A 24328-nucleotide genomic window follows, 5' to 3' on the forward strand; every position below is an offset into this window, starting at 1 on the left:
CGCGCCGCGTGCGACGCAGGCCAACGCCCGGGAAGCCAGGGTGCGTAGAAGACCCGTGGTCGGGTAGCGTGCTGTCCATGTCGAGTCCTGAGTCAGACACGGTGGGGGCTTTCGGTCACGCCGCCAGCCCCCTGAACCCCTGAGCTCCTCGACCTGTCGTCGCGCGCATTCCGCGATGCGACGGGGACGCCCTTGAGGGCTGGCCGCGGTGACGAGTTGACCTTGTCGTTCTTCTCCTCGCCCCGGAGTCACTCGATGCCTCTTCCGCTGTATCTGCTTGCCGTGGCCGTCTTCGCCATGGGTACGTCGGAGTTCATGCTCGCCGGACTCGTGCCGGACATCGCCTCCGATCTCGACGTCACCGTCGGGACAGCAGGCACGCTCACCTCGGCCTTCGCCATCGGCATGATCGTCGGTGCCCCGCTGGTGGCCGCACTCGCCCGCACCTGGTCCAGGCGCTCCAGCCTGCTCGGGTTCATCCTCGCCTTCGCGGCAGCCCACGCCGTGGGTGCCCTCACCACCAGTTTCCCGGTCCTGTTCGCCACCCGGGTCGTCGCCGCGCTCGCTAACGCAGGGTTCCTCGCCGTCGCCTTGGCGGCTGCCGCCACCCTGGTCGCGCCCGACAAGAAGGGACGGGCGCTGGCCGTGCTGCTGTCGGGCACGACGATTGCCACGGTCGCCGGCGTCCCCGGTGGTGCGGTGCTCGGCACGCTCTTCGGCTGGCGGGCCACGTTCTGGGCTGTCGCCGCGCTCTGCCTGCCCGCGGCCCTCGGCATCCTGAAGGGAATCCCGGCGGGACGGGCGAAGGGACAGGAGCGTGGCGGACCGGCCCTGCGAGCGGAACTCGCCCAGTTGGCACGGCCGAGGCTGCTCGTGGTGATGCTGCTCGGCGCGCTGGTGAACGCGGCCACCTTCGCCGGCCTCACCTTCCTCGCCCCCGTCGTCACCGGCACCGCCGGGCTCGGCGAGCTGTGGATCTCCGTGGCCCTGGTGCTCTTCGGCGTCGGGTCCTTCGCCGGAGTCACGGTCGCCGGCCGGCTGTCCGACCGGCACCCCGGCCGGGTCGTCGCGGTCGGCGGCCCGCTGCTGCTCGTCGGCTGGCCGGCCCTGGCCGTCCTGGCGGACGAGCCGGTCGCGCTGCTCGCCCTCGTGTTCGTCCAGGGAGCCCTGTCGTTCGCACTGGGCGGCACCCTGATCACGCGGGTCCTTTACGAAGCCGCGGGAGCCCCGGCCATGGCCGGCTCGTACGCGACCGCGGCACTCAACGTCGGCGCCGCTGTCGGCCCGTTCGTCGCCGCGGCCACCCTCGGTACCGCGGCCGGGAACCTCGGTCCGCTGTGGTCGAGCGGACTCCTGGTGGCTGTCGCGCTGCTCGTCGCGGCGGCCCACGCCGTGGGTGTGCGGCGGGCGACGTAGGTCGGCTCACGCATCGGCCTGCTCCTTGCCCTGCCGGGCGAGCGCGACCGCGTCGGGCAGGCGGACGACGGAGCCGCCCGCGCCCCAGGTGCCGTCCGGCTGCTCGTGGACGAGCATCCACACGCGCAGCGCGTCGTGCGGGTGAAGCCGGCGGCCGTTCGTCGTCGCTGCCGTCGAGGGCGCGATCGCCCTGAGCCGCGCCCTGAGCCGCGCCCTGAGCCGCGCCCTGAGCCGCGCCCTGAGCCGCGCCCTGAGCCGCGCCCAGCGCAGCACCCGCCCCCCGACCGCGCCGCCGAGCAGCTCCAGGCCCTCATCGCCACCGCGACCGCGAAGTGACCCGGGCCCGGGCGTCCGCACCGCCGACCGAGCGGGTGGACGCCCGAGCCCGGGCAGTGGCGCGCGCAGAGTGGTGCGGCGCGGGCGGCCTCGGCGGGCGGATCAGTCCGCCGGCCGGGCGGCTTGAGTCTCCGGTAAGGGGAGACGAGAAGGTGGGGGCATGAACGGCGAGACGCTCCATTCGATCGGTGATCTGGCTCGGCGGACGGGCCTGACGGTGAAGGCCATCCGGTTCTACGCAGATACCGGGATCGTGCCACCGACCGCCCGCACCCCGGCCGGATACCGCCAGTACGGTGCCGACTCCCTCGCACGCCTCGAACTCGTCCGCACCCTGCGCGAGTTGGGAGTCGACCTGGCCGCGATCCGCAGGGTCCTGGACCGGGAGGTCTCGCTGACCGACGTCGCCGCTACGCATGCCGAGGCACTGGACGTGCAGATCCGCGTCCTGCGGCAGCGGCGCGCCGTGCTGACGGCGGTGGCCAGGCGCGGCTCGACCCCTCAGGAGATGGACCTCATGCACCGACTGGCACGTTTGTCGGAGGACGAACGGCAGCGCCTGATCGACGACTTCCTCGGAGCCGTCTTCGCCGGCCTGCACGAAAACCCTGCGTTCGCGGCGGTGATCCGCTCGCTGACACCCGAACTGCCCGACGACCCCGAACCCGAGCAGATCGAGGCGTGGGTGCAGCTCGCCGAGCTGCTCCACGACCACGACTTCCGCGCGACGCTGCACGGCATGGCCCAGGGCCTCGCGGTCGATCGGGCCGCAGAGGACGCCACGGGCCTGCCTCGCATCCTGGCCGAAGCCGTCCGGGCCCGGGTGACACCGGCGATCGAGGCCGGTGTCGAGCCGGACTCGCCCGCAGCGGAACCGATCGTGACCGCACTCGCGGCGCACTACGCGCGCATTCTCGGCCACCCGGCCTCACACGATTCCCGCACCCTCTACCCCGTCCTCGCCGCCCGGCTGGAGCAGATGAACGACCCGCGCCGGGACCGCTACCTGTCGTTGCTGGCCGTCGTCAACGGCTGGCCGGCCCCCGAGAGCCTGGCGCCCGCGCTCACCTGGCTCGCCACGGCCCTCCGTACCCGGATGCCCCAGCGGTGACGCGCAGGGCGCCCCAACGGCACTCGTGCTCGTCCCCGTGCCGGTCGGGCCGGCCGCCGTGGCCGGCCGGGGTCCGGGCCCCGGACCGTCGTTGACGCGTCCGTCACACCGTCCCCGGCCGACGCGCCTCGAACCGGGTGCGCCGCGCCCGCGCGGGGAGAGGCGGCGGGGACACGCGGACCTCCGTGCGGGGAGTGGAGCGGGGGCTCCTTCACCACGCACGGAGGTCCGCGCCGTGACGGGGACCGGAAGGCGCCGACGGCGCCCGCGGTCAGCTCACCCGGCGCCGGCGCCGGGGTGCGCGGACGACACCTGGCGCAGCCAGGCGGTGAGGTGCTGCGCGATGCCCCGCCCGTCGCGTGCCCAGCGGGTGTGGCCGTGCAGGGACGGGGTGGCCGGGGTGTGGTGGACGCGTGTGACCGAGCAGCCCACGAGGCGGTCGCACAGGGCGTCGACCGCCGTCGGCGGGGCCAGGGTGTCGCCGGCGACGGACACCGCGAGCACCGGCAGCCGGACTGTGGCGAAGGCCGCCTCGTAGTCCATGTCGGCACCTGTCGGCTCGAATCTGCCGGTGCGTCCGATCCTGGCCCAGTCGCGCATCACGCCACCGGACTGACGGCCGCCGAAGCCGAGCCGGTGCCCCGGGTAGTACCCCAGGACCACGCTGAGGAACGCGGCCAGCTGCGTGCCGAGCAGGACTCCCGCGCGCCGCGCGCCCGGGAAGCTGCGGTGGTGCACGGTTCCCGAGGCGACCAGGATCAGGCCGTCCACGTCGGCCTCGGGGCGGGCGACGTACAGCAGGGAGGCCTGGCCGCCGATGCTGTGGCCGAGGAGGTGCACGGGCGTGCCGGGCGCGAACAGCAGCCGTACCGCCCGCACGAGCCGCGGCCAGTCCCGGGCGGCGAAGTCCTGGTAGCCGTGGCGCGTGCCGCGTCCGCAGCGCGGGCGGGACCGCCCCTGGCCGCGCAGGTCGGCGGCGACCGTCGCGTAACCCTGCCGGGCCAGCTCCTCGCCGAGGGGCGCGTAGTACGACGCGGAGACGCCGAGGGCCGGCCAGAGCAGCACCACGGCCCGCACCGGGCCGGTCTCCGGGCGCGTGACCTGCGCGACGATCCGGCCCTCGCCACCGGAGCCGTCCGGGTACGGGACGACGAGCTCGTCGGTGGTCGCGCGCGGTGACGTCATCCGACGGCCCCGTCGAGGAGCATGTAGCGCAGCCGGGTGTCCTGGGTGCGCGCCGACCAGGACTCGGCCGTGGCCATGCGCTCCTCCGCCGTGGTGTCGACGAGCCGGCGGCCCTCCCACACCTCGTAGTCGCCGAGGAGCGGGGCGGCGTCCCGCAGGCCCTCCTGGAAGAGGCTCTCGCGCCGGTACAGGACGCGCTCCATGGGCAGGTTCGTCCAGAGCTCGCGGCCGCGCCGGATGACGTCGAGGAGCCGGTCCTTGTCCTCGGGGTGGTCGAGCAGGCGCCGGCGGACGATCGCGCTGCCCACCGCGAGGTGCCGGATCTCGTCCATGTTGGCGCCGCGCTCCACCAGGGCCGCGCCCGGGTCGAGCAGGCGCCACTTGCGCTCGCTCAGCTCGGCGGCCGGCGCGAGCACCCCCTCGACCAGCACGGTCAGGACGAGGACGCCGCCGTAGAAGTCGCCCTGGTCGCGCAGGACGGTGAGACCGAACTCCTCAAGGGGGTCGAGCACGTCGGCGGCGGCTTGGCCGGCCACCTCCTGGACGGTGCGGGCCAGGTCCTGCGCGGGCACCCCCAGCGTGAGCAGGTGGTCGCGGAAGGCCCGTGCGTGCCGGGCCTCGTCGACCAGCTGGGTGGTGAAGAACTCCAGGCACGCGGAGTCGGGCGCGTGGTTGACGAGGAAGCTCAGGGCGCGCGTCGCCTTCTCCTCGGCGAGGTGGCGGAAGGCGAACTCGTCGATGACCGCGTCGCGCAGCGGGCCGGGGGCGCGGACCAGGTCGGTCGGCCCGGCGTCCTTCACCGTGCCGTCCGAGAGCCGGCGCAGCATCGTGCCGGCGACGTGCTCCAGCCAGTACGGCAGGTCGCACTGCTCCGGGGTCAGTTCGAGCTCCGCGGCCCCTTCCAGGACTCCGGGCGCCCGGTCCCAGTCGGTCTCGACGGGCTGGTTGTTCGACATCGTTCCTCCGATGGAGTGGGGGAGAGAGCGCCGGCACCCGTGACAGAGCGCCGGCCCTCGTAAAGACGGGTGGTTCAGATGGAGTTGGTGATGCGCATCAGGTTCCAGACGCTGCCCGGCGTCGCACCGCCCTGGAAGGCGGCGAACTCCGGTTCGATCACCTGCGGTGCCCACTTGAGCTTGAACGCCTCCTGCGTGCGCGCCGGATACACGGCCTTGCCGTGCTCGGCGATCAGACGCAGGGCGCGGTCGAGCAGCGGCGACGCGGACGCCGGGGCATGGGCCGCGGACAGTCCCGCGAAGGGCGTCAGGCCCAGATGAAGCCAGCCGACACCCTCGGCCCGGAACCGTTCGAGCGCGGTGAGGTTGACGAGTTCCACCGTGCCCACGGGCGCCGCGGGGGAGCGGCGCGTGAGGTCGTACAGGTAACCGGGCCTGCCGCCCCAGGCGGGGGAGTAGGTGACGTAGCCGACCGCGCGGCCCTCGACGCGCGCGACGAAGGTCCGTCGCAGCGGGGCGGCGAGCCCGCCGCGCTCCCCGATGAGGAAGTCGAGTTCCTTCACGTGCCGCCCCTTGGCGCGCAGCCACGCCGCGTCGATCGCGTCCAGCTCGGGCTGCGGCGCCAGGGAGTCCTCCTCCGCGACGACGACGCCCTCGCGGCGGGCCCGCGACACGTTCTGCCGCACCTTGGCCAGCGCCTTCCCACGGACCGTGAAACGCTCCAGGTCGATGCTGTACGACGTACCGATCTGGTTGACGCGGAACCCGCGCGCCTCGTACCGGGCGACGTCGTCGGCGCGGAGCTGCGCGACCGTCAGCCGTGGGGGCCTGCCCGGCCCGGCGGCCAGCTCCCGCAGGAACTCCTCCAGCAACCGGTCCCGGTCCGCCGGGGCCGCGAACGGACCGGCGAACTGGACGGTGTGCCGCCGGCCCCGGCGGTAGGCGACGACCCCCGGCACGCTTCTGCCGGGCCGGCGGATCGTGCCCGTATTGAGGGCGAGCGCACCGCTGGGGTGGTCCGCGTGGGCGGCGAGGAGACAGAGGGGGTCCGTCGCCGCCGGCGCGGTCATCGGGAACCGCTTCCCGCCGTGCCCGCCGGGGCCGCGGGCCGGTGCAGCTCCTGCTCGAAGGCGGCGAACGCCGGGTGCACCTCGGGCTCGAAGGGCACGCTGAAGGGCTTGAAGAAGTTGCCGAGCAGCCCGCGGTCGCCGCACAGGTGGAGCGGCACGGCCATCAGTGCCCACTCCGGGCCCACCAGCCATGCCCACAGGGCGACCACGGCGCCCGCGGTCAGCCAGCTGTGCATCGTGTTGTAGAGGACGTAGTAGCCCTTGGGCACCCGCCCGCCCTTGGCCCTGCGGTGGGCCAGGGCGCCGGGCAGGTACCCGAGGACGTCGATGTACGCGAACAGCGCGATCGCGACGGGCCAGCGCACCTCGTCCCAGTGGGCGATGAGCAGTCCGGCGCTGATCAGCAGGCCGGCCATGTACTCCGCGCGCAGCAGCCGGAAGGTCGTCCGGGTCTCGAACCTGTTGACCGGGTCCATCAGGCGGCCACCTCCTCCCCGCCGATCAGGGCGTGCAGGATGTGGCCGATGGTCTGGCGCAGCACGCGCTCGGCCACCGGGTCGACGATGTTGGCCAGCGTCGGCAGCCCGAAGTCGAACTCGGCGCTGAACTCGACCCGGCACCCCGACGCGTCCGGGGCGACCAGCCAGCGGCCGTCGAAGGTGTCGAAGTCGCCGCGCGTCTGCCGGAAGGAGATCGTCAAGGCGGTGTCGTCGAAGACGTCCACCTCCTCCCAGGCGAGCACGCCGTTGCGGAAGTCGACCTCCCAGTCGCTGGTGAGGACGCCGTCGCCGGTGTCCGGCCGGACGGAGACCCGGCGCACGGTGTCGACCAGGGCGGGGTAGCGGGCGAAGTCGCCGATGCGGGCATAGGCGTCCTGCGCCGTGACGTGCGCGGAGTGGTGGGTCAGGTGGACCGACCGCATGTCAGGAGTTTCCCTTCAGGTGGGGGAAGCGTTCGCCCAGGGCACGGGCGGCCGCGTGCAGCGCGGCCGTCAGCTCCTGGACGTCCGCTTCGTCGAGTACGGCCGGCGGCGTCAGGCGAACGACCGCGTGGGCGTTGAGCGAGTGGTTGACGATGACGTTCCCGTGCAGGAGTTCGAGGAGGAACTCCCCGGCCAGGCCGGGGTCCTGGAACTCGACGCCGATGAGCAGGCCCGCGCCGCGCACCTCGCGCACCAGATGCGGACAGTGCTCCGCGACGGCCGCCCGCAGCGCGGACAGGATCCGCTCGCCGAGCGTGCGGGCCCGGTCGACGAGCCCCTCGTCGCGGATCGTCCCGACCGCCGCCTCCACGGCCGCCATCGCCACGGGCGCGGCCGCGAACGTCGACGTGTGGATGAACGGGTCGCGGTCGAACGGGGCGAACGCCTCCTCGGTGGCGACGGCGGCGGCGACCGGGATCACACCGCCGCTGAGCGCCTTGCCCACGAGCAGGACGTCGGGCACGATGCCCTCCCGGTCGGCGCCCCACCAGGTGCCCAGGCGCCCGAGTCCGGTCATCACCTCGTCCAGGACCAGGAACGCGCCCTGCCGGCGGCAGAGGTCGCTCACCTCGCGGAGATAGCCCTCCGGCGGGATCACCACACCCGCCTCGCCCTGCACCGGCTCCAGGATCACCACGGCGTCCGAGGCGTCGGCGCCGAGCGCCTCCGCGAGGGCCGCCGCGTCCCCGTACGGCACGTGCGTGGTCGGCAGCAGGGGCAGGAACGGGGCACGGTAGAGGTCCTTGCCCGTCGCGGACAGCGCTCCGAGCGTCTTGCCGTGGTAGCCGTCGCGCATCGCGATGATGCGGTGCCGGCCGTGGCTGCGGGCCAGCTTCAGGGCCGCCTCCACCGCCTCGGCGCCGGAGCCGCAGAAATGCATCCGGTCGAGGCCCGGCGGGGTGACCCCGGCGAGCGCGGCCGCGGCCCGTCCCGCGGCCGGGTCGAGCAGCATACGGGTGGACAGCGGGTGGGTACGGACCTGGCGCTCCACGGCCTCGACCACACGCGGGTGGCAGGCGCCGGTGAGGAAGACGCCGTAGCCGCCGCAGTTGAGGAAGGAACGGCCGTCCTCGGTGAGCACCCGGGCCCCGGACGAGGACGCCTCGACGTGACCGCCGAACATCTCGCCCAGCCGGCCCCGTCCGCTGCTGAGATGGGTCTTGTAAAGGTCGGCGGTGTTCCTGCCGTCGACCAGGGCCTCGCGGCCGTTCATCGTTGCCTCCTGGATCGCTCTTCGCGGTGGGACGGGCGCGGCGTCATGCGATGCGCAGCGGCGCGCCGGCGTGGTGGTCGACCAGCGCCTCGGCGCTCGACGACCGGGACGGCGGGTGGAAGGCCAGGACCCGGCTGACGGCCAGCAGATGACCCACCTCGGGGGACGTGACGAAATTGACCCCGCCCAGCAGCTCCGCCGCCTGGTCCGCGGCCTTGACCAGCAGGTCCTGGACCGCGAAGCGCGCTGTCAGCGCCGCGGCCAGCTCCTCGTTGCCGATCGTCCCGGAGTCCACGACGTGCGCCACGTTCTCGGCCAGACCCGCGGCCGCCTCGACGGCGACGAGCACGGCCGCGCGGTCCGTCACGCTGCCGCGGCCCGCCCGCAGCGCGGCCTCCGCGAGCCGGCCCACCGCACCGGTGTAGGCCGCCGTGACCAGCAGCTCGAACCAGACGAACCCGACGGTCTGGAGGGTGTCCAGACCGGTGCCGAGCTCGACCTCGGGGCGCAGCATCAGCTCCTCGGGAACATGGACGTCCCTCAGGACGACCTCGTCGCTCTCCGCGCCCGCCAGGTACGGCACGCCCCAGAACGGATGGCGGCTGATGCCCTCCGAGGCGGCGGGGATCAGCGCCACGCCCAGCTGCGAGGAACCGTCCGGCTGCTCGATCGCCACGCCGGCGGTCAGCAGGTCCATGGACCGCGACAGGCTGCACGGCTTCTTGGAACCGTTCACCACATAGCCGCCGCCGCTCGCCGCCGGCCGTGCCGTCACGGCCGAGTCCAGGACGCTGGCCCCGGCCCGGCCCTCGGCGAATCCGGAGGCGACGAGCAGCCCGTCGCGGGCGATGCCCTCGATCAGCATCCACTCCAGGCCGCTCGCACCGCTCGACGCGACCAGCGCGACCAGGGACGCCACCGAGAAGTTGTGCATCGCGGCGGCCACGGCCAGCGAGGGGGAGAGCGCGCCGAGCGCCCGCGAGACCCGTACGGCCTCCAGCGCGGTCGCGCCCGCGCCGCCGTACGTCCCGGGCACGAGGAGACCGGCGCCGCCGGCCCGCTTGAAGGCGGCCAGGGCGGGGCTGCCCGGGCTCTCCAGCTCGGCCAGGGGCAGGTCCCGCAGTTCCTCCGCGAGTCCCGGCAGCGCCTTGGCGCAGGCGTCCCGGGCCGTCTCCATGCAGCGCAGCGCGGACCGGCCGTGGTCCATGGCGTGGGGGGTCACTGGTTCTCCTCGGAGGCGAAGGCGGCGAACACCGCTTCGGTCGGACGGATTCCGGAGGCGATGCTCACCCCCTGCACATGACTGGTGCGCAGCGCCGGGTAGTTGGCCTCGCCGCAGGGGCCGCCGGTCAGACCGGTGCCGCCGTGGGTCGGCAGGAAGGGAAGGAAGCCGATGTGGGAGTCGTTGACCTTCAGCAGGCCGCCGTTGCGGACCCCGCGGACGAAGCCGTCGATGACGTCGGCGCTCCGGGCCCACAGCGAGTTGCGCAGGCCGTACGCGTTGGTGTTGACGAAGTCGACGACGGAGTCTAGGAGTTCGGCCTCGGGGATGTCGTCGGCCACCACGATCGGCAGCAGCGGGAAGAAGGTCTCCTCGCGGACGGCGCGCACGTTGCGGGCCGCCTTCAGCCCGTCGACGCGCACCACGGTCGGCTCCACGAACACGCCGCCGACCGGGTCGGGCACGCCGTCCAGGCCGAGCCGCCTGCCGCCCGTCACGACCGTCCCGCCGAGCTCGACGGCGTCCTTCAGGATCTCCTCGTACGCCTCGGTGCGCCGCACCGGCGACAGCAGCGCCTCCGGTTCCTCGGGCAGGCCCGGCCGGATGGTGCGCACCCGCTCGACGAGCCGCTCGATCAGCGCGTCGGCGATCGCCGGATGGACGACGGCGCAGTTGGGCACCATGCAGATCTGCCCGGAGCCGTAGAAGGCCTCGGCGAGCGCCTCGGCCGCCAGGTCGACGTCCACGTCGTCCCAGACGACGCAGGTGTCGTTGCCCGCCAGTTCGAGCACGGGCTTCTTGCCGTGGGCCACGCACTCGGCGCCGAACGCGACGCCCTGCTCGCTGCCGCCGAAGTACATGACGTCGTTCACGTACGGGCTGTCGAGCCACTGCCGCATCGTCCGCCCGGCCTCGGCACACACCACCGAGAGGGCCTCCGGCGGCGCGCCGACCTCGCGCAGGGCGGGGATCAGCAGCTCGTGCGCGATGCGCAGCACCCCGAGCGGGGCGCTCAGCGGCGCGCGCACCACGAGCGCGTTGCCGGCGGCGAGCGCCCACACACCGAGGCACGCGTTGGCGACGGTCGCGTTCTGCGGAGGGTTGAGGCACACCACGCCGTCGGCGACCCGGCGGACGATCATCTCCCGGGGGCCGAGCACGGTGCGGTGCTCCAGCTGCTGCGCCAGGTAGGCGCGGGTGACCGGAGCGGTGTTGGCGATGATGCCGGTGGTCTCCCACTCGGCCAGAGCCCGCGGATGTCCCTCCGCGACGAGCATGTCGACGATGTCGTGACGCTTGCTCCGGGCCAGTTCGTGGACCACCTCGACGAACCGGAGCCGGGTGTCGAGCGGAGCGGCGGCCCAGGTGGGCACGGCGCCGGCCGCGCCGCGCAGTGCCGCCTCCATGTCGGTCGCGTCGCCGACCGAGCAGCGCCCGATGACCGACTCCGGCGCCTCCTCGGGCGCCAGCCGCCCCTGCTCCAGGTCCCGCTTGAGCCGGATGGAGCCCATCATGTCCGTGAGCATCGCCGAGGCCCGGACCGTGTAGACCCAGTGGTCCGACGGGATGTCCTGCCCCGCGATGTACGAGCCGTAGGAGTGCACGCGCCTCACCGGTCCTCGGCCGTGTCGGCCGCGTCGAAGGGGGCCACGGCGGTGTCGAACGCCTCGGCCAGCCGGGTGATCCGCTCACCGGGCTCGAACATGGAGAAGTGGTCGCCCAGGACCTTCTCCTGCGTCACCGTGCCGGTGACGTGGGCCTGCCAGAGGGACTTGTCGACGAGGTTCATGCGCAGCGCCGTGTCGAGGTCCAGCGTGCCGCCCACCTCGTCGGCGCGCAGCAGCACCATGTCGCCCTGGAAGGCACGGTCCGGGTAGTGGCCCTTGAGCAGGTCGTAGTTGTGCTTCCAGATCCGGAAGAAGCCCTTGTCCCGCAGCTCGTCCAGGTCCAGCTTGCTGTCGCCGACCGCGTTCAGGAGCAGCGGGAACGCGTCGGCGAACTCCTCGTCGGTCAGGTGCCGGCCCACGTACGTCTCGGGCGGGTAGCTGTCGAGCAGCACGAGCGTCTCGACCTCCTCGCCCGCGGCCTGGAGCTGGAGCGCCATCTCCAGGGCGACGTTGCCGCCGAAGGAGTAGCCGCCCAGGCGGTAGGGGCCGGTGGGCTGCTCGCGCCGCACGCGCTCCAGGTAGAGGGCGGCCAGTTCGCGCAGGGTGGCCGGCGGTTCCTGGACGGGGAAGGACAGGGCGCGCAGCGGCACCGTGGAGCGGGAGTGGTCCACGAGCCCGGCGTAGATGAAGTTGGTGCCGCCCGCCGGGTGCACCATGTGCAGGGCCCGGCCCCGGCCCTCGCGCAGCGTGAGCAGGCCGCGCTGCGGGTCCTGCGTGCCGCTGAGGGCCTGGTGGAGCCAGCCGGCCATCTGCTCGGGGGTGCGTAGCGTGGAGAAGACGTCGAAGTCCAGTTCGAGGTCGAACTCCTCGGACAGCGTCGTCACGATCTCGACCGCGAGCATGGAGTCGCCGCCGAGGTCGTAGAAGTCGTCGTCGGCACAGAGGCCCGCGACGTCCAGGCCCTGCTCGACGATCGCGAGGACCCGCTCCAGCACCGAGCGCGCGTCGGCGACCGCCGGCTCCCGGGCGGGCGGCGCGGCCGGCGCGGCCTCCCGCGCCGCCTGCGGGGCGTCGGGCTCGATCCAGTACCGCTGCGGGTGGAGCGGCTGCCCGGGGAGGACGACCTTGCGCCGGGCCGGCCCCTCCCATGTGACCGGGGTGCCGTCCGGCTCGCCGCCGGAGGCCAGGGCCTCGAGCCCGGCGCGGACCTCGTCGAGGGTGGCGGCGGTGAAGCCGTGCCGCACGGGGAGCAGCGGGCGCCCGACCGTCAGCGTGTAGGAGAGATCGGCCAGTTCGGGTACGTCGGGGCCGTCCGTGAGCTGCTTCGCCAGGGCGGCGGCCAGCTCGCGCAGGGAGTCGACGTTCCGGGCGCTGATCACCACCGGGTAGCGCGCGCCCGGTTCGGCCGGGGCGGGCGCGGCCGGGGCGGGCGGTGCCGTCAGGACGCAGTGCGCGTTGGCGCCGCCGAGCCCGAAGGCGCTGACGGCAGCCGCCTTCAGCGGGGCGTCGGTGTAGCGCACGGGCTCGGTGGAGACCGTGTACGGCAGCCTGTTCCAGGCCACGTGCGTGTTGGGCCGGGCGTGGTTGATCTGCGGCGGAACGGTCTGGTGGTACAGCGTGAGGGCGGCCTTGATCAGGCCGGAGACGCCGGCCGCCGCGTCCAGGTGGCCCAGGTTGGCCTTGACGCTGCCGATGAGGCAGCCCGGGGCGGGGCCGCCCACGGCGGCGTGCGCGGCGGCCAGCGAGGTGACCTCCAGCGGGTCGCCGACGGCGGTGCCGGTGCCGTGCGCTTCCACGTAGCCGATGTCCGCCGGGTCGATCCCGGACGCGGCCACGGCGGCGCGGACGACGGCCTGCTGGCCCGCCGTGCCGGGCGCGGTGAAGCCGATCTTGTCGGCGCCGTCGTTGTTGACGGCGATGCCCCGGACGACCGCGTAGACGCGGTCGCCCTCGTCGAGGGCGTCCCGCAGCCGCTTCAGGACGACGACGCCGCAGCCGTTGCCCTTGACGGTGCCGGAGGCGTCCGCGTCGAAGGGCCGGCAGTGGCCGTCCCGCGACATGATGCCGCCCTCCTGGTGGGCGTAGCCGGAGGTCTGCGGGAAGGTGATGCTGACACCGCCGGCGAGCGCCGCCTTGATCTCCCCGCGGGCCAGGGCCGCGCAGGCCAGCTGCACGGCGGTCAGGGAGCTGGAGCAGGCGGTCTGCACGCTCATGCTCGGGCCGCGCAGGTCGAGCTTGTACGAGACCCGGGTGGCCAGGAAGTCCTTGTCGTTGCCGAGCAGGACCGGGTAGCTCAGGGCGGCGTCCTCGTATTCGGCGGTGCGCAGCACGTTGGCCAGCAGGTAGCTGCTCAGGCTGGAGCTGGCGAACACGCCGATCGGGCCGTACTCGGGGCCCGGCGGCGTCCCGGCGTCCTCCAGCGCCTCCCAGGCGCAGGTGAGGAAGACCCGCTGCTGGGGGTCCATCAGCTTGGCGTCGCGCTGCGTGACGCCGAAGAAGCCGGCGTCGAACAGGTCGGCGTCCTCGAGCGCGATGCCCCGGGCCACGTAGTTCGCGCCCGCGGCGCGCTCCGCCGGGACACCGGCCGCGCGCAGTTCGTCGGCCGAGAAGTCGCGGACGGCCTCGCGGCCTTCGAGGAGGAAGCGCCACAGCTCGGCGGTGCTGGGGGCGCCGGGGAAGCGCCCGGCCATGCCGACGATGGCGATCGCGTCGTCCGTCGTACGGTCACTCATGCGTCGTGCCTCGAATCGATTCGATGTGCGCGGCCAGGCGGCGCACGGTGGTGTGGGTGAAGAGTTCGATCATCTGGAGGTCGGCGGCGTCCAGGTCCTGGACGAGCAGCTGGTGCACCTGGACCACGTGCATCGAGGTGCCGCCGACGTCGAAGAAGTTGTCGTCCGCGCCGAAGTCGTCGGTGCCGAGCACCTCGGACCACACGGAGCGCACGGCGGCGGCGGTGTCGTCGCCGGACGCCGGCGTCCCTTCGGCTCCGCGCAGGCCCGCGGGCCGCGCCTGCGGCCACGGCAGGGCGGCGGTGTCGACCTTGCCGTTGATGGTCAGGGGCAGCGCGTCCGTCCGGACGATGCGCGAGGGGACCATGTACGAGGGGAGCCGCAGCCGCACCTCGTGGCGGAGCTTCTCCTCGGCCGGCGTCTCTTCCCCGGTGACGAAGGCGACGAGGGCCGGGTGCTCCGGGTCCCGCTCGTCGAGGCGCACCGCGCACTCCTGCACGCCGGTGACCGCGAGGAACGCGGACTCGACCTCGCCGAGTTCGATCCGGAAGCCGCGCAGCTGGACCTGCTGGTCGATGCGGCCGAGGTGGACCAGCGAACCGTCGGCGCGCACGACGCCCAGGTCGCCGCTGCGGTACCGGGGCCGCCCGTCCACGACGGGGAACCGCTCGGCGGTCAGCTCCGGCCGGCCGAGGTAGCCGGGGGTGACGCCCGCGCCGCCCACGACGATCTCGCCGGGGACGCCGGGCGGGCACACGTGACCGTCCTCGTCCACCACGCTCACCGTGAGGTGCGGCAGCGGGCGGCCGATCAGGGAAGCGGTCTCGGTCTCCGCCTCCTCGGGGGTCACGGCGTGGTAGGTGACGTGCACCGTGGTCTCGGTGATCCCGTACATGTTGACCAGCCGGGCCCGGTCGCCCATGACGTCGTACCAGGGGCGCAGGGCGGCGTAGCGCAGCGCCTCGCCGCCGAAGACCACGTACCGCACGGCGAGTTCGGCTCCGTCGCCGGGGCGCAGCACCTTCAGCAGCTGGCCGAAGGCGGACGGCGTCTGGTTGAGGACGGTGACCTGCTCGCGGACGAGGAAGCCGCGGAACTCCTCGGGCGACTTGGCGACGGTCTCGGGGACGATCGCCAGCCGGCCGCCGTACAGCAGGGCGCCGAAGATCTCCCAGACGGAGAAGTCGAAGGCGTAGCTGTGGAAGAGGCTCCAGGTGTCCTGCGGACCGAAGCCGAAGGAACCCTCGCAGCCGCGCATCAGCGCCATGACGTTGCGGTGGGTGACCTGGACGCCCTTGGGCTTGCCGGTGGATCCGGAGGTGAAGATGACGTACGCGGTGTCGTCGGCGGACCGCGCGGGGGCCTCGCCGGACGGCTCGGCCGCGTCGAGCGTGCTCGCGGCGTCCAGCCACCGCGCCGGCGCCTGGGGCCAGCGGTGCTCGTCCTCGACGACGGTCAGGCCGTCGGGGAAGGCGTCGAGGATCCGGCTGATGCGCGACGAGGGCGAGTTCGGGTCGAGGGGCACGTACGCCTTGCCGGCCTTGAGCACGCCGAGGATGACGGCGATCAGCTCCGGGCCGCGCCGCATGGCGACGCCCACGAACGGTCCGGCGGCCCGGGCGGCGAGGGCGGCGGCGACCTTGTCCGACAGCTCGTCGAGGAGCCCGTAGGTGATCGCGGTGCCCTCGTGGACGACCGCGGTCCGCGACGCGTGTTCCGCCGCCGTCCGCGCGAACCAGTCCGCCAGCGAGACGGGCAGCTCCTCGTCGGTCACGGGCCGGGAAGCGGAGTTGACCAGGGCGTCCAGGGTCTGCTCGGCGGCCGGGGGGAGGGCGGGGATGCCGCTCAGGAGGCGGTCGGGATCGGCGGCCGCGAGGGCGACCACATGCCCCATGACCTCCAGCGGCCGGGTGTTCCAGTGCTCGTCGGAGCACTCCGCGTTGACGACGAAGCGGTCCCCGAGGTCCTCCACGTTCATGGACATCGGGTACTTCACCATCCGCCTGCGCAGCGGCAGTTGCTCCACTTCGCAGCCGTCGAGGGCGAACGCGAGCGACTGGCGGTAGTACGTGAACGTCTGGTCCACGCTCAGCGGGCTGCCGGCCGCCTTCGGGCACACCTCGTGGACGTGGGCCGACAGGTCGAAGCCCTGGTGGCGCAGCATCTCGGACTTGGACGTCTCCGACCAGCGGCACAGGTCGGCGAAGGTGCGGTGGGCGGTGAGATCACAGCCCAGCGGCAGGGTGTTGACGTAGTAGCCGAACGCGGCGCGCTGGCGGATCCCCTGCCGGTTGGCGACGGGAATGCCGACGACCGGGTGACGGCCGCCGGTCGTGCGGGCGTACGTCATCAGGTAGGCGGAGAGGAAGAAGGTGAACGGCGTGCAGCCGAGCTCCTCGGCGCGCCGGCGCACCAGCGCGCTGAGCTCGGGGCCGAGGTCGAGCCGGCGCTCCTCGCCGAGCAGCGTCCCGTCGGCCCCGCGGTGCCCGTTCAGCCGGTCGTCGCCGAGGCCGTCGACGTGACCGAGGCGTTCCCGGTAGAAGGCGATCGACTCCTCACGGGCGGGCCTGGGCTCGACGAGGAGGGACGGGGAGTCCTGGACGGAGTCGGGCAGTTCGGCGTCCGGCTCGGCGTACAGCTTGCCGAGCAGGTGGACCAGGTTGAAGTGGCTGTAGCCGTCGGCGACCAGGTGGGAGAAGAGCATCGACACGTAGGTGCCGTCCGCCGCCTGGTGGATGTGGAAGTCGTACTGCCGGGGGGCGTCGGGCGGCAGGGGAGTGTCCGCCAGGGCCGTCAGGCGCTCGACGACGGCCTCGGCGCCCTCGCCGGGCAGGGTGGTGACCGGCACCAGGTCCTCGCGGTCACCGGCGAAGGGCCGGTGCACGGCGTGGACGATGCCGTCGCGCTGCTCGAAGGTGGTGTTGAGCGCGCGGATGCCCGCGGCCAGGCGGGCGAGGGCCCGGCGCAGCCGCGGTACGTCGGGCTCGCCGGTGATGCGGAAGGCCGCGGCGAGGTTGAAGGAGGCGTCCTGCGGCGACAGCAGGGCGTGGGTGAACAGTTTGAGTTCGGCCGGGGTGGCCGGGTGGTGCACAGCATCGATCTGCATTGGTTCCACACCAATCAGGACTTCGGTGTCATGGACGTGCACGGCACGCATCCGCGTGCCTGAATTCCGCCGTTCACGAAACAGGCGGAATGACGTACGGAAATGAGGTTCCGGGCGCGTGTGCGGCCGACGGAACGAAAAAGAGAATGCGGCGCCGGGAAAGCGGTGCGCTCAGTGGCGCCGGCCGGCCGGTGAGGGGCCGGACGTCAGTGGCGCGACGCGCCCGGGAGGCGGGCGCCGGCAGGTGGTGTCGTGGATGGCGGGCAGGGCCCGATGGCTCGCTCGATCATGAAATCCCCCGTGGCGTCTGATCACTGTTGCAGTCGAAGCGCCAGGTGGGGCTGGTGCCGGCGGACTGTCTACGGTCGTTCCGCGGCTGGGTCCCGGAGGGGTCCGACCACCGTTCAGAACGAGACGACGCGTTCTAACCTAGGAGCGGGGCGATGCTTCGTCAAGTTACGGTCGCGTTAACTGTCGAGGTCCAAGGGCGCTGACGGGGCGCGCGCATGACCCTCCGTCAAAGGCTGTTGCGCGCTGGTTACCGGCGAGTTAGCCTGCAGGGGTTGCCGACGGTAATTCCTCTGACGTCGGCAGGCGCACATGAATTCCGGCAGGTATCCGCACGGGCCCCGAGCCGTCGAATCGAGCGCACGCCACCACATTCCTTCCGCAGGCCACCGGGGCGCCCGTGTGCGCCCGCACGGCGCAAGAAACAGGGAGCGTTGCATGTCTGACGAACGGAGCCCGGCGGACTGCTGGCGCCCGGTGCCGGGGGAGCGGGCGCTGTACACGGCCGGCCCCCAGGACGGCGAACCACTCGTCCTGGTCCATGGCATCCGGCTGTCGGCGTGGATGTGGCAGCCGTACGCCTCACGCCTCGCCCCCCGCTTCCGCCTCACCGCCTGCGACCTGCCGGGCCACGGCGCCCTGAGGGGACGGCCGTTCACCCTGGAAGGCGCCGTCGACCGGGTCGCGGCGGCCGTCCGGGAGGCCGCGCGCGCCACGGGGCGGCGCCCCTGGGTGGCCGGCGTCTCCCTCGGCGGGTACACCACGCTCGCCTACGGCGCCTCCGGCCAGTGTGAAGCGGCGGGACTCCTGGTCAACGGCGCCACCGCACGCACCGGCGGCCGGGTGGCCCGGGAGTTCACGGTCATGTCCAGGGCGATCGACCGGATCGGCCACGAACGCGCCGCACGCCTCAACGCGGCGGCCTTCCGCCGCTTCCTGCCGCCCGACACGGCCACCGCCGTCCTCCACGGCGGCCTCGCCATGGAGACCTTCCCTGAGGTCGTCGCCGACCTCGGCCGGCGGGACTTCCTCGCGCTCGCCCGCGCCTGCACCACCCCCGTCCAGTTCGTGAACGGCCGACGCGACCGCAGGTTCCGCGCCGACGAACACGCCTTCCTCGAAGCGACCCGCGCCGACGGCACCGCGGCCGGCCTGGCCCTCGTGCCCGGCCGCCACCTGACGTGCCTGACCGACCCCGACCAGTACAGCCGAATCCTGAACCGCGGCCACACCCAGCTGACCCGGCTGGCCGGACACTCCGGCCCGGCCGGGAAGAAGGAGCCCTCATGAGCACCTGGATGCGCACCCTGTCATCGGTCCCCGGCCTCCCGGACGCGCGCGTCATCTGCCTGCCGTACGCCGGCGGCACCGCGTCCGCCTACCGGTCCTGGGCATCCGTGATGCCGCCGGACACCGAGCTGCGGGCCGTCGAACTCCCGGGCCACGGACTGCGCCTCGCCGAGGAGCCGGTCCGCCGGTCCGCCGACGTGATCCGCCCGCTCGCCGACGAACTGGCCCGCGAACACAGGCTGCTGCCGGTGCCGCGCACCGTCCTGTTCGGCCACAGCATGGGAGCCCTGCTCGCCTACGAGCTGTGCCGGGCCCTGTGCGAACGGGGCGCGCCGCCGTCCGTCCTCGTCGTCTCGGGACTGTGCCCCGCCGACCGCCTCGACCGCAAGGCGAACGGCCTCCTCGCCGAGCGAAGAAACCTCCTCCTCGACCACATCCGCCAACTCGGCCAGACCCCGCCGGAGGTCCTCGACTCGCCCACGATGCGCGAACTCGTCCTGCGCCCCGCCCAGGCCGACTTCGAGCTCCTCTCGCACGCCCCCGCCCCGGCGCCGGCCCCGCTGCCCGTTCCCGTGCTCGCCCTGGCGGGACGCCACGACTTCGTGCAGCCGTCGTACCTCGTCGGCGACTGGAGACGCCACACCGAGCGGTGGCTCGGGATGCGGGTGCTGTACGGAGACCACTTCTTCCCCTGGCAGAGCGAGGACGTGGGCTACCTCCTGAACGAACTGGCGCGCACGGCCCCCGTCCCCGTGGCGATGACCCGATGACCGTCCCTGCCCCGCGCACCGTGCTCGCCCTCTGCGCCAGCCCCTCCGAGACGTCCACGACCCAGCGCGTGCTGGACGACCTGGTGACCCCGCACCTGGCCCGGCTCCGCATCCACGTCACCGCGCTCTCGCTGCGCCGGCTCCCCGCCGAAGCGCTCCTCCGCGGCGACGCCGGCCACCCGGCCCTCGCCACGGCGGCCCGGCGACTGGACGACGCCGACGGCGTGGTCATCGGCACCCCCGTGCACAAGGCGTCCTTCACCGGGCTGCTCAAGGTCTTCCTCGACGTCCTTCCCCGCCACGCGCTGGCCGGCAAGGCCGTACTGCCGCTCGCCACCGCCCACGACCGGGGTCACGGACCGGTGCTCATGCGCGGACTCGAACCCGTGCTCGCGTCCATGGGCGGTCCGCGCCTGGCACCGCTGTGCTGCCTCACGGCCGCGGATCTCGCCGGAGGGACACGGCCCGACGGCACCGCCCTCGACCGGGCCGTCGCGGGATTCGCCCGGATGCTGCGCGACCCAGCTCACACCGGCCTTGTGTCATGTTGACAACCGAGGGCGCCGCGGCACGGGTAAGGTCCACAGAAATCGGCAAATGATCATGTGAGGGGTCAAGACCGTGGACCTGGCCACGACGGACCAGCGGCCGGACGCCAACCCGACGGCGGCGGCGTGCGTGGCCGCGCATCTACGGGCCGACCTCGCCCGGCTGGCGGTCAGGGCCGCGGACGAGATCCAGCAGCAGATCGACAGCTTCCTCAGCCAGGACCTGCCCCGGGCCGACCTCGACGCACACGTGCGGTTCTTCCTCGACGCCGGCATCCGCGCCCTCGGCGAAGGACGCACCGCCGCCACGGACGCCGAGCGCGAGGCGGCACGCGCCTACGGGGCGCGCCGCGCCGCGGACGGTGTGCCGGCCGAGGACGTGATGCTCAGCTTCTACGTGGCCTTCCGCGCGGTGTGGGAGGAGATCGGTGGCGCCCTCGCCCAGCGGGACGACCTCGGCGACCTGCTCCCCGCCATGGAACGCACGATGCTGTGGGTGCAGTACGTCACCAGCGAGGTGGGCGCCGGCCACCGCGACGGGCAGGCGTGCGCCTCGATGGCCCGAGTGGTCGCCGGCCGCCGCCTAGCCGAGGCGCTCGACGACCCGGCCGTCCCCGAGAGCGAACTCCACACGGCCCTGGAACGGCTGGACTTCGACCCGCAGGGCGAGTTCCAGCTGTGGGTGAGACGGCGGCAGGCGGACGCGACCCGGCTGCAGGCCGTCCAGTCACGTCTGGAGGAGGGGCCGGGGCGCTTCGTCGTCCTCGACACCCCCGGCGAGGTCGTCATCGTGGGCCAGGACTGGCAGTCGGCCGACCGGGTCGAGGCCGTCCTCCTGGCGGACGGAGGCGGACCGGTCGGTGCCGGCCTGGTCCGCACCGGACCGGCCGGAGTCCGCGGGAGCATCAACGACGCCCGCCGCGCGCTGTGCGCGGGCCGCGGCCGCCCGGGGGTCCACCGCTACGCGGACATCTGGCCGTTCGCGCTCGTCGCCGACGCGGGAGCGGGACGCGTCCCGCTCCTCGAAGAGGCCCTCGAAACGGCCCGCTGCAACCCCCATCTCGCCGAGGCCGTACGGGAGTTCGCCGACCACGGATTCTCCGTCGCGGCGGCCGCCCGAGCTCTGAACGTGCACGCCAACACGCTCACGTACCGCCTCGACCGCTGGCACGAGCTGACCGGTCTCGACTGCCGGACCTACACCGGGCTCTTCACCTCGCGCGCGGCCGTGGAACTCGGCTGAGCCCCACGGCCGCACCGGCGTGCGTACGCCCTCTCACGCCCGGCCGGTCACACCCGCCCGCTCGCCCGGCGCCTGAAGCGCCGGATCCGGTCGGGGATGCGGGAGACGATCACGGCCGCCCCGGTCGTACGGCGCGGCCGGCGCACCAGCTCGCCCTCGCAGTTGGGGCACACCTCGGCGAAGCCGGACGCGCAGGGCGGGCACCAGGTGCACTCGTAGCTGCAGATGAACGCCGCAGCGTCACCGGCCAGTTCCCGCGTGCAGCCCATGCAGCGCGGACGCATCCGCAACATGTCGTTCTCCTCTTCGTTCGCCCGGAGGTCCGCCGGACCCCGGTGGTCCGGGGAGTGGTTCCGGGGGAGTGGTTCATCGGCGTGCTTGAGATGACTGATTCAGCGGACGTTTCAGCGGGAGTTGAGGAAGGTGACCAGCCGCTGCAGCCGCTGGATGTCCTTCGCGCCGCGCGCGTACGTCGACACCGCGAGCGGCACGTCGAACAGCTTGCGGGTCACCGCCTTCGGCACGGTGAACTCCCGCAGACCGTCCGGCCCGTGGATCCGCCCGAAGCCCGAGGCGCCGCGCCCGCCGAAGGGCAGCGACGGCACGGCGGGGAAGGACAGCACGTCGTTGACGCTCACCATCCCGGTCCGCATCCGCTCCGCCAGGCGACCCGCGTCGCGGCGGGCGAAGACGGCGCCGCCCAGGCCGTAGGCGGAGTCGTTGGCGCGCGCGACGCCCTCCTCCGCGTCGGCCACCCGGTTGACCACGAGCACCGGGCCGAACGTCCCCTCCCGTACGGCCGCGGAGTCCTCCGGCACGTCGGCGAGCACGACCGGACCGAGGACGTACGGCGGCCGGACCGACTCCGGACCGCCGACCACCGCGCGGCCCCCGCGGGCGAGGGCGTCGTCGATGTGCCGCCGGATGACCTCCAGCTGCCCCGGCATGGTGACGGGGCCGAAGTCGGTGCCGGACCGCAGCTCCCGGGCGCGCTCGGCGCAACGGGCCAGGAAGCGCTCGTAGACCGGGGCCGCGACGTAGACCCGCTCGATGCCCGCGCAGGACTGGCCCGCGTTGCTGCACGCACCCCACAGCGCCGACTCCACCGCCGCGTCCACGTCGGCGTCCGCGGCGACCACGAGCGCGTCCTTGCCGCCCAGTTCGAGCAGGACGGGAGTCAGGGACGGCGCGCAGGAAGCCAGGACACGGGCGCCCGTCCGGGCGGACCCGGTGAAGGCGATCTTGTCGGCCCCCGTCGCGCACAAGGCCGCTCCGGTGCCGCCGTCGCCCGTGGCCAGGAGCAGGACCTCGTGACCGGGCACCGCCTCCGCGAAGGTGTCCGCCAGCCACGCGCCGATCGCCGGCGTGTACTCGCTGGGCTTGAACACCACGGCGTTGCCCGCGGCGAGCGCGTAGGCGATGGAGCCGAGCGGGGTGTGCACCGGATAGTTCCAGGGGCCGATCACCCCGATCACACCGAACGGCCGGTACTCGACCGTCGCGTACTGGTTGGCCATGAGCAGCCCCGACGGGACCCTGCGCCGCCCGAGGACCTTGCGGGAGTGGCGCGCGGCCCAGTCCAGATGGGTCAGGGCCGCCGCCATCTCGATCAGCGCGTCGGCCTTCACCTTGCCGTTCTCGCGCTCCATCAGCGTGATGATCTCCGGGAGCCGGCGGGCCATCAGACGGCGCCAGGCGAGCAGGAGCGGTCGCCGCCCGGAGTGGCCGAGGCGGTCCCAGGCCCCCGACGCCCTCCGGGCCCGGGCCACCATCTCCCGCACGGCCGGCTCGTCGTGGACGGGGAAGGAGCCGATCTCCTCGCCGGTGACGGGGTCGAGCGAGGTGAACCGCGGGAGCGTGCCCGCGTCGATGGCCGTCATGAGGGGCCTGCCTTTCGGGAAGGGGGGAAGGCGTGGGGCCACGGCGCGCGCCGGGCAGGGCGAAACCCCTGCACAGCCTGCCCGGACGCTACCTTGACAGTGCTGTGGCACCGACCTAGCCTAAAACGAAACGATCCGTTCTGACCAGAGATGCTGGAGGGTCACTTGCCGCCCCACCAGCCTTTGTCTTCGGCGGAGTTGACGTAGAACGTGCTCCGGTCGGCCACGCTGATCCCGCCCCGCGGTACCGGCGCGAGCGGACGGAGGCGAACCGAGTGCGGCAGCCCGGCGCCCCCGCGTGCGGGCCGGCCGCGCCCGAAGTGGTACAACCGTTGCCCCTGATCGCCTCGGCCGGCGTACACCGCACAGTGACACCGACCGGCCCGGGCCCGACCACCCGGACGCCGGGCCGGTGGCCACGTGGTCTGCCGAGGCGGCCCGAAAGAACAGGAGACCCCGGCATGGGGGAAAAGCGCACGCTGCACAGCGTCATGGCCTCGTCCGGCCCGCAACGTCGCGACCTGGAGGCGAGGAAGAGGATCCTCGCCTCCACGCTCAAACTCCTCAAGAAGGAGGGGTACGCGAACCTCACCATCGGCGAGGTGGCGACGGACGCGAAGGTCGGCAAGGCCACCCTGTACCGGTCCTGGCCCAGCAAGGCCGAGCTGGTCCTCGACGCGGTCCGCACCCGGCTCAAGGACGTCCCGGTGGACGAGACCGGGAATTCCACGGACGAGGTCCTCGCCGTCGCCCGTCAGGCCCTGGCCGACTTCTTCTGCTCACCCGAGGTCCAGGTCATCCTTCCCGCCCTGATCGCGGACACCGCCCGCAACCCCGAGCTGGCGCAGCGCCTGCGCGAGGACATCATCGAACCCCGGCGCGCCCGCGCCCGCACCGTCCTCGAGCGCGCCATCGAGCGGGGCGACCTCGCCGCCGGCACCGACATCCCCATGCTCCTGGAGATGTGGGCGGGCGCGATGATGTTCCGCAGCGTCTTCTATGACGGCGCGTTCGACGACGACGCCATCGAGCGCATGGTCACCGCCACCATGTCCTCACCCCCGCGGCTCCCGGAGGCCTGACCCCGGCAGGCGGTACGGGCGACTGCCGGACGAGTTGTCATATGACAATCCTGCCAGCCGGGCCGATTCCCGCCCACTGGGAAATCCACGAAACCTCATCGGCCACTCCCGTCACTTCCACGACCCGCTCCCCGGCGGCCGGGGAGCGACGACGGAAAAGCGGGGGCGGGGCCACCCGCCCCCCCCGCGGGCCCGCGGCCCGTTTTTGGGACGCGGGGGCCGGGGGGGGGCCCGGGGGGGGCGGGGCGGGGGGGGGCGGCCGGGGGCCGGCCCCCCGCCCGGCCCCCGGCC

The 24328-nt window shown here is 73.4% G+C and carries 20 protein-coding genes; 7 read left to right on the forward strand and 13 right to left on the reverse strand.

What is annotated here, in order from left to right:
• The first annotated feature begins 255 nt into the window (after nt 1–255).
• On the forward strand, nt 256–1416 hold the full coding sequence (locus tag ACFYU9_RS25335; RefSeq protein WP_389346104.1) for a Cmx/CmrA family chloramphenicol efflux MFS transporter: 1161 nt from the start codon (nt 256–258) through the stop codon (nt 1414–1416).
• Between the two features lie 6 nt (nt 1417–1422).
• Here the strand turns inward: ACFYU9_RS25335 and ACFYU9_RS25340 are convergent, their stop codons facing one another.
• Nucleotides 1423–1773, reverse strand: coding sequence for a hypothetical protein (locus tag ACFYU9_RS25340; protein ID WP_389346105.1), 351 nt, complete (start codon nt 1771–1773; stop codon nt 1423–1425).
• A gap of 139 nt (nt 1774–1912) precedes the next feature.
• Between ACFYU9_RS25340 and ACFYU9_RS25345 the strand changes: the two genes are divergently transcribed.
• Nucleotides 1913–2863: a MerR family transcriptional regulator gene (locus ACFYU9_RS25345; RefSeq protein ID WP_389346106.1), complete on the forward strand. Its 951-nt coding sequence runs from the start codon at nt 1913–1915 to the stop codon at nt 2861–2863.
• Nucleotides 2864–3139: 276 nt separating this feature from the next.
• Here the strand turns inward: ACFYU9_RS25345 and ACFYU9_RS25350 are convergent, their stop codons facing one another.
• The 10 genes from ACFYU9_RS25350 to ACFYU9_RS25395 all read right to left on the reverse strand — a co-directional run bounded on the left by ACFYU9_RS25350 (nt 3140) and on the right by ACFYU9_RS25395 (nt 16936).
• Entirely contained in the window at nt 3140–4048 is a 909-nt protein-coding gene (locus ACFYU9_RS25350; protein ID WP_389212039.1) for an alpha/beta fold hydrolase, read from the reverse strand.
• A complete protein-coding gene (locus ACFYU9_RS25355; RefSeq protein ID WP_389212041.1) occupies nt 4045–5004 on the reverse strand; it encodes a VlmB-like protein in 960 nt (319 codons plus the stop codon). Before ACFYU9_RS25355 ends, ACFYU9_RS25350 begins: the two co-directional genes overlap by 4 nt.
• A 74-nt stretch (nt 5005–5078) precedes the next feature.
• Nucleotides 5079–6074, reverse strand: a complete 996-nt coding sequence (locus ACFYU9_RS25360) for a phosphatidylglycerol lysyltransferase domain-containing protein (protein ID WP_389212043.1) — start codon at nt 6072–6074, stop codon at nt 5079–5081.
• Nucleotides 6071–6550, reverse strand: a complete 480-nt coding sequence (locus tag ACFYU9_RS25365) for a hypothetical protein (RefSeq protein WP_389212045.1) — start codon at nt 6548–6550, stop codon at nt 6071–6073. Before ACFYU9_RS25365 ends, ACFYU9_RS25360 begins: the two co-directional genes overlap by 4 nt.
• Nucleotides 6550–6996 (reverse strand): type II toxin-antitoxin system RatA family toxin, encoded by a 447-nt coding sequence (locus tag ACFYU9_RS25370; protein ID WP_389212047.1) that lies wholly within the window; start codon nt 6994–6996, stop codon nt 6550–6552. The genes ACFYU9_RS25365 and ACFYU9_RS25370 overlap by 1 nt, the downstream gene beginning before the upstream one ends.
• 1 nt (nt 6997) lies before the next feature.
• Nucleotides 6998–8269 carry an aspartate aminotransferase family protein gene (locus ACFYU9_RS25375; RefSeq protein ID WP_389212049.1) on the reverse strand — a complete coding sequence of 424 codons (1272 nt, stop codon included), beginning with the start codon at nt 8267–8269 and terminating at the stop codon, nt 6998–7000.
• Nucleotides 8270–8312: 43 nt separating this feature from the next.
• Complete coding sequence (locus ACFYU9_RS25380; protein ID WP_389346107.1) at nt 8313–9491, reverse strand: acyl-CoA dehydrogenase family protein; 1179 nt, start codon at nt 9489–9491, stop codon at nt 8313–8315.
• A complete protein-coding gene (locus tag ACFYU9_RS25385; protein ID WP_389212053.1) occupies nt 9488–11095 on the reverse strand; it encodes an aldehyde dehydrogenase family protein in 1608 nt (535 codons plus the stop codon). Before ACFYU9_RS25385 ends, ACFYU9_RS25380 begins: the two co-directional genes overlap by 4 nt.
• 5 nt (nt 11096–11100) lie before the next feature.
• Nucleotides 11101–13830 carry a beta-ketoacyl synthase N-terminal-like domain-containing protein gene (locus ACFYU9_RS25390; RefSeq protein ID WP_389346109.1) on the reverse strand — a complete coding sequence of 910 codons (2730 nt, stop codon included), beginning with the start codon at nt 13828–13830 and terminating at the stop codon, nt 11101–11103.
• Nucleotides 13823–16936: an amino acid adenylation domain-containing protein gene (locus ACFYU9_RS25395; RefSeq protein ID WP_389346110.1), complete on the reverse strand. Its 3114-nt coding sequence runs from the start codon at nt 16934–16936 to the stop codon at nt 13823–13825. Before ACFYU9_RS25395 ends, ACFYU9_RS25390 begins: the two co-directional genes overlap by 8 nt.
• A 726-nt stretch (nt 16937–17662) precedes the next feature.
• Here ACFYU9_RS25395 and ACFYU9_RS25400 point away from each other — a divergent pair.
• From ACFYU9_RS25400 to ACFYU9_RS25415, 4 genes are all read left to right on the forward strand, one after another.
• Nucleotides 17663–18514: an alpha/beta fold hydrolase gene (locus ACFYU9_RS25400; RefSeq protein WP_389346111.1), complete on the forward strand. Its 852-nt coding sequence runs from the start codon at nt 17663–17665 to the stop codon at nt 18512–18514.
• Nucleotides 18511–19284: a thioesterase II family protein gene (locus tag ACFYU9_RS25405; RefSeq protein WP_389346112.1), complete on the forward strand. Its 774-nt coding sequence runs from the start codon at nt 18511–18513 to the stop codon at nt 19282–19284. The genes ACFYU9_RS25400 and ACFYU9_RS25405 overlap by 4 nt, the downstream gene beginning before the upstream one ends.
• Nucleotides 19281–19835 carry an NAD(P)H-dependent oxidoreductase gene (locus tag ACFYU9_RS25410; RefSeq protein WP_389212062.1) on the forward strand — a complete coding sequence of 185 codons (555 nt, stop codon included), beginning with the start codon at nt 19281–19283 and terminating at the stop codon, nt 19833–19835. Before ACFYU9_RS25405 ends, ACFYU9_RS25410 begins: the two co-directional genes overlap by 4 nt.
• A gap of 70 nt (nt 19836–19905) precedes the next feature.
• Complete coding sequence (locus ACFYU9_RS25415) at nt 19906–21075, forward strand: PucR family transcriptional regulator (RefSeq protein ID WP_389346113.1); 1170 nt, start codon at nt 19906–19908, stop codon at nt 21073–21075.
• A 47-nt stretch (nt 21076–21122) separates the two neighbouring features.
• Here ACFYU9_RS25415 and ACFYU9_RS25420 read toward each other — a convergent pair whose 3' ends face one another.
• Both ACFYU9_RS25420 and ACFYU9_RS25425 read right to left on the reverse strand, forming a co-directional pair.
• A complete protein-coding gene (locus tag ACFYU9_RS25420) occupies nt 21123–21368 on the reverse strand; it encodes a DUF1272 domain-containing protein (protein WP_389212066.1) in 246 nt (81 codons plus the stop codon).
• A gap of 111 nt (nt 21369–21479) precedes the next feature.
• Nucleotides 21480–22955: an aldehyde dehydrogenase family protein gene (locus ACFYU9_RS25425; RefSeq protein ID WP_389346114.1), complete on the reverse strand. Its 1476-nt coding sequence runs from the start codon at nt 22953–22955 to the stop codon at nt 21480–21482.
• A 461-nt stretch (nt 22956–23416) separates the two neighbouring features.
• On the opposite strand from ACFYU9_RS25425, the gene ACFYU9_RS25430 reads away from it, so the two are divergent.
• Nucleotides 23417–24037: a TetR/AcrR family transcriptional regulator gene (locus ACFYU9_RS25430; protein WP_389212069.1), complete on the forward strand. Its 621-nt coding sequence runs from the start codon at nt 23417–23419 to the stop codon at nt 24035–24037.
• Nucleotides 24038–24328: the final 291 nt, after the last annotated feature.

The organism is Streptomyces sp. NPDC004327 (assembly GCF_042873935.1).
Taxonomy (GTDB): Bacteria; Actinomycetota; Actinomycetes; order Streptomycetales; family Streptomycetaceae; genus Streptomyces.

Excerpts from the sequence above, each read along its gene's own strand:
- ACFYU9_RS25360 (WP_389212043.1), bottom strand. The coding sequence starts at position 6,074 with ATGACCGCGCCGGCGGCGACGGACCCCCTCTGTCTCCTCGCCGCCCAC.
- ACFYU9_RS25355 (WP_389212041.1), bottom strand. The coding sequence starts at position 5,004 with ATGTCGAACAACCAGCCCGTCGAGACCGACTGGGACCGGGCGCCCGGA.
- ACFYU9_RS25335 (WP_389346104.1), top strand. The coding sequence starts at position 256 with ATGCCTCTTCCGCTGTATCTGCTTGCCGTGGCCGTCTTCGCCATGGGT.
- ACFYU9_RS25430 (WP_389212069.1), top strand. The coding sequence starts at position 23,417 with ATGGGGGAAAAGCGCACGCTGCACAGCGTCATGGCCTCGTCCGGCCCG.
- ACFYU9_RS25410 (WP_389212062.1), top strand. The coding sequence starts at position 19,281 with ATGACCGTCCCTGCCCCGCGCACCGTGCTCGCCCTCTGCGCCAGCCCC.
- ACFYU9_RS25405 (WP_389346112.1), top strand. The coding sequence starts at position 18,511 with ATGAGCACCTGGATGCGCACCCTGTCATCGGTCCCCGGCCTCCCGGAC.
- ACFYU9_RS25345 (WP_389346106.1), top strand. The coding sequence starts at position 1,913 with ATGAACGGCGAGACGCTCCATTCGATCGGTGATCTGGCTCGGCGGACG.
- ACFYU9_RS25395 (WP_389346110.1), bottom strand. The coding sequence starts at position 16,936 with ATGCAGATCGATGCTGTGCACCACCCGGCCACCCCGGCCGAACTCAAA.
- ACFYU9_RS25370 (WP_389212047.1), bottom strand. The coding sequence starts at position 6,996 with ATGCGGTCGGTCCACCTGACCCACCACTCCGCGCACGTCACGGCGCAG.
- ACFYU9_RS25400 (WP_389346111.1), top strand. The coding sequence starts at position 17,663 with ATGTCTGACGAACGGAGCCCGGCGGACTGCTGGCGCCCGGTGCCGGGG.
- ACFYU9_RS25350 (WP_389212039.1), bottom strand. The coding sequence starts at position 4,048 with ATGACGTCACCGCGCGCGACCACCGACGAGCTCGTCGTCCCGTACCCG.
- ACFYU9_RS25425 (WP_389346114.1), bottom strand. The coding sequence starts at position 22,955 with ATGACGGCCATCGACGCGGGCACGCTCCCGCGGTTCACCTCGCTCGAC.
- ACFYU9_RS25420 (WP_389212066.1), bottom strand. The coding sequence starts at position 21,368 with ATGTTGCGGATGCGTCCGCGCTGCATGGGCTGCACGCGGGAACTGGCC.
- ACFYU9_RS25365 (WP_389212045.1), bottom strand. The coding sequence starts at position 6,550 with ATGGACCCGGTCAACAGGTTCGAGACCCGGACGACCTTCCGGCTGCTG.
- ACFYU9_RS25390 (WP_389346109.1), bottom strand. The coding sequence starts at position 13,830 with ATGAGTGACCGTACGACGGACGACGCGATCGCCATCGTCGGCATGGCC.
- ACFYU9_RS25375 (WP_389212049.1), bottom strand. The coding sequence starts at position 8,269 with ATGAACGGCCGCGAGGCCCTGGTCGACGGCAGGAACACCGCCGACCTT.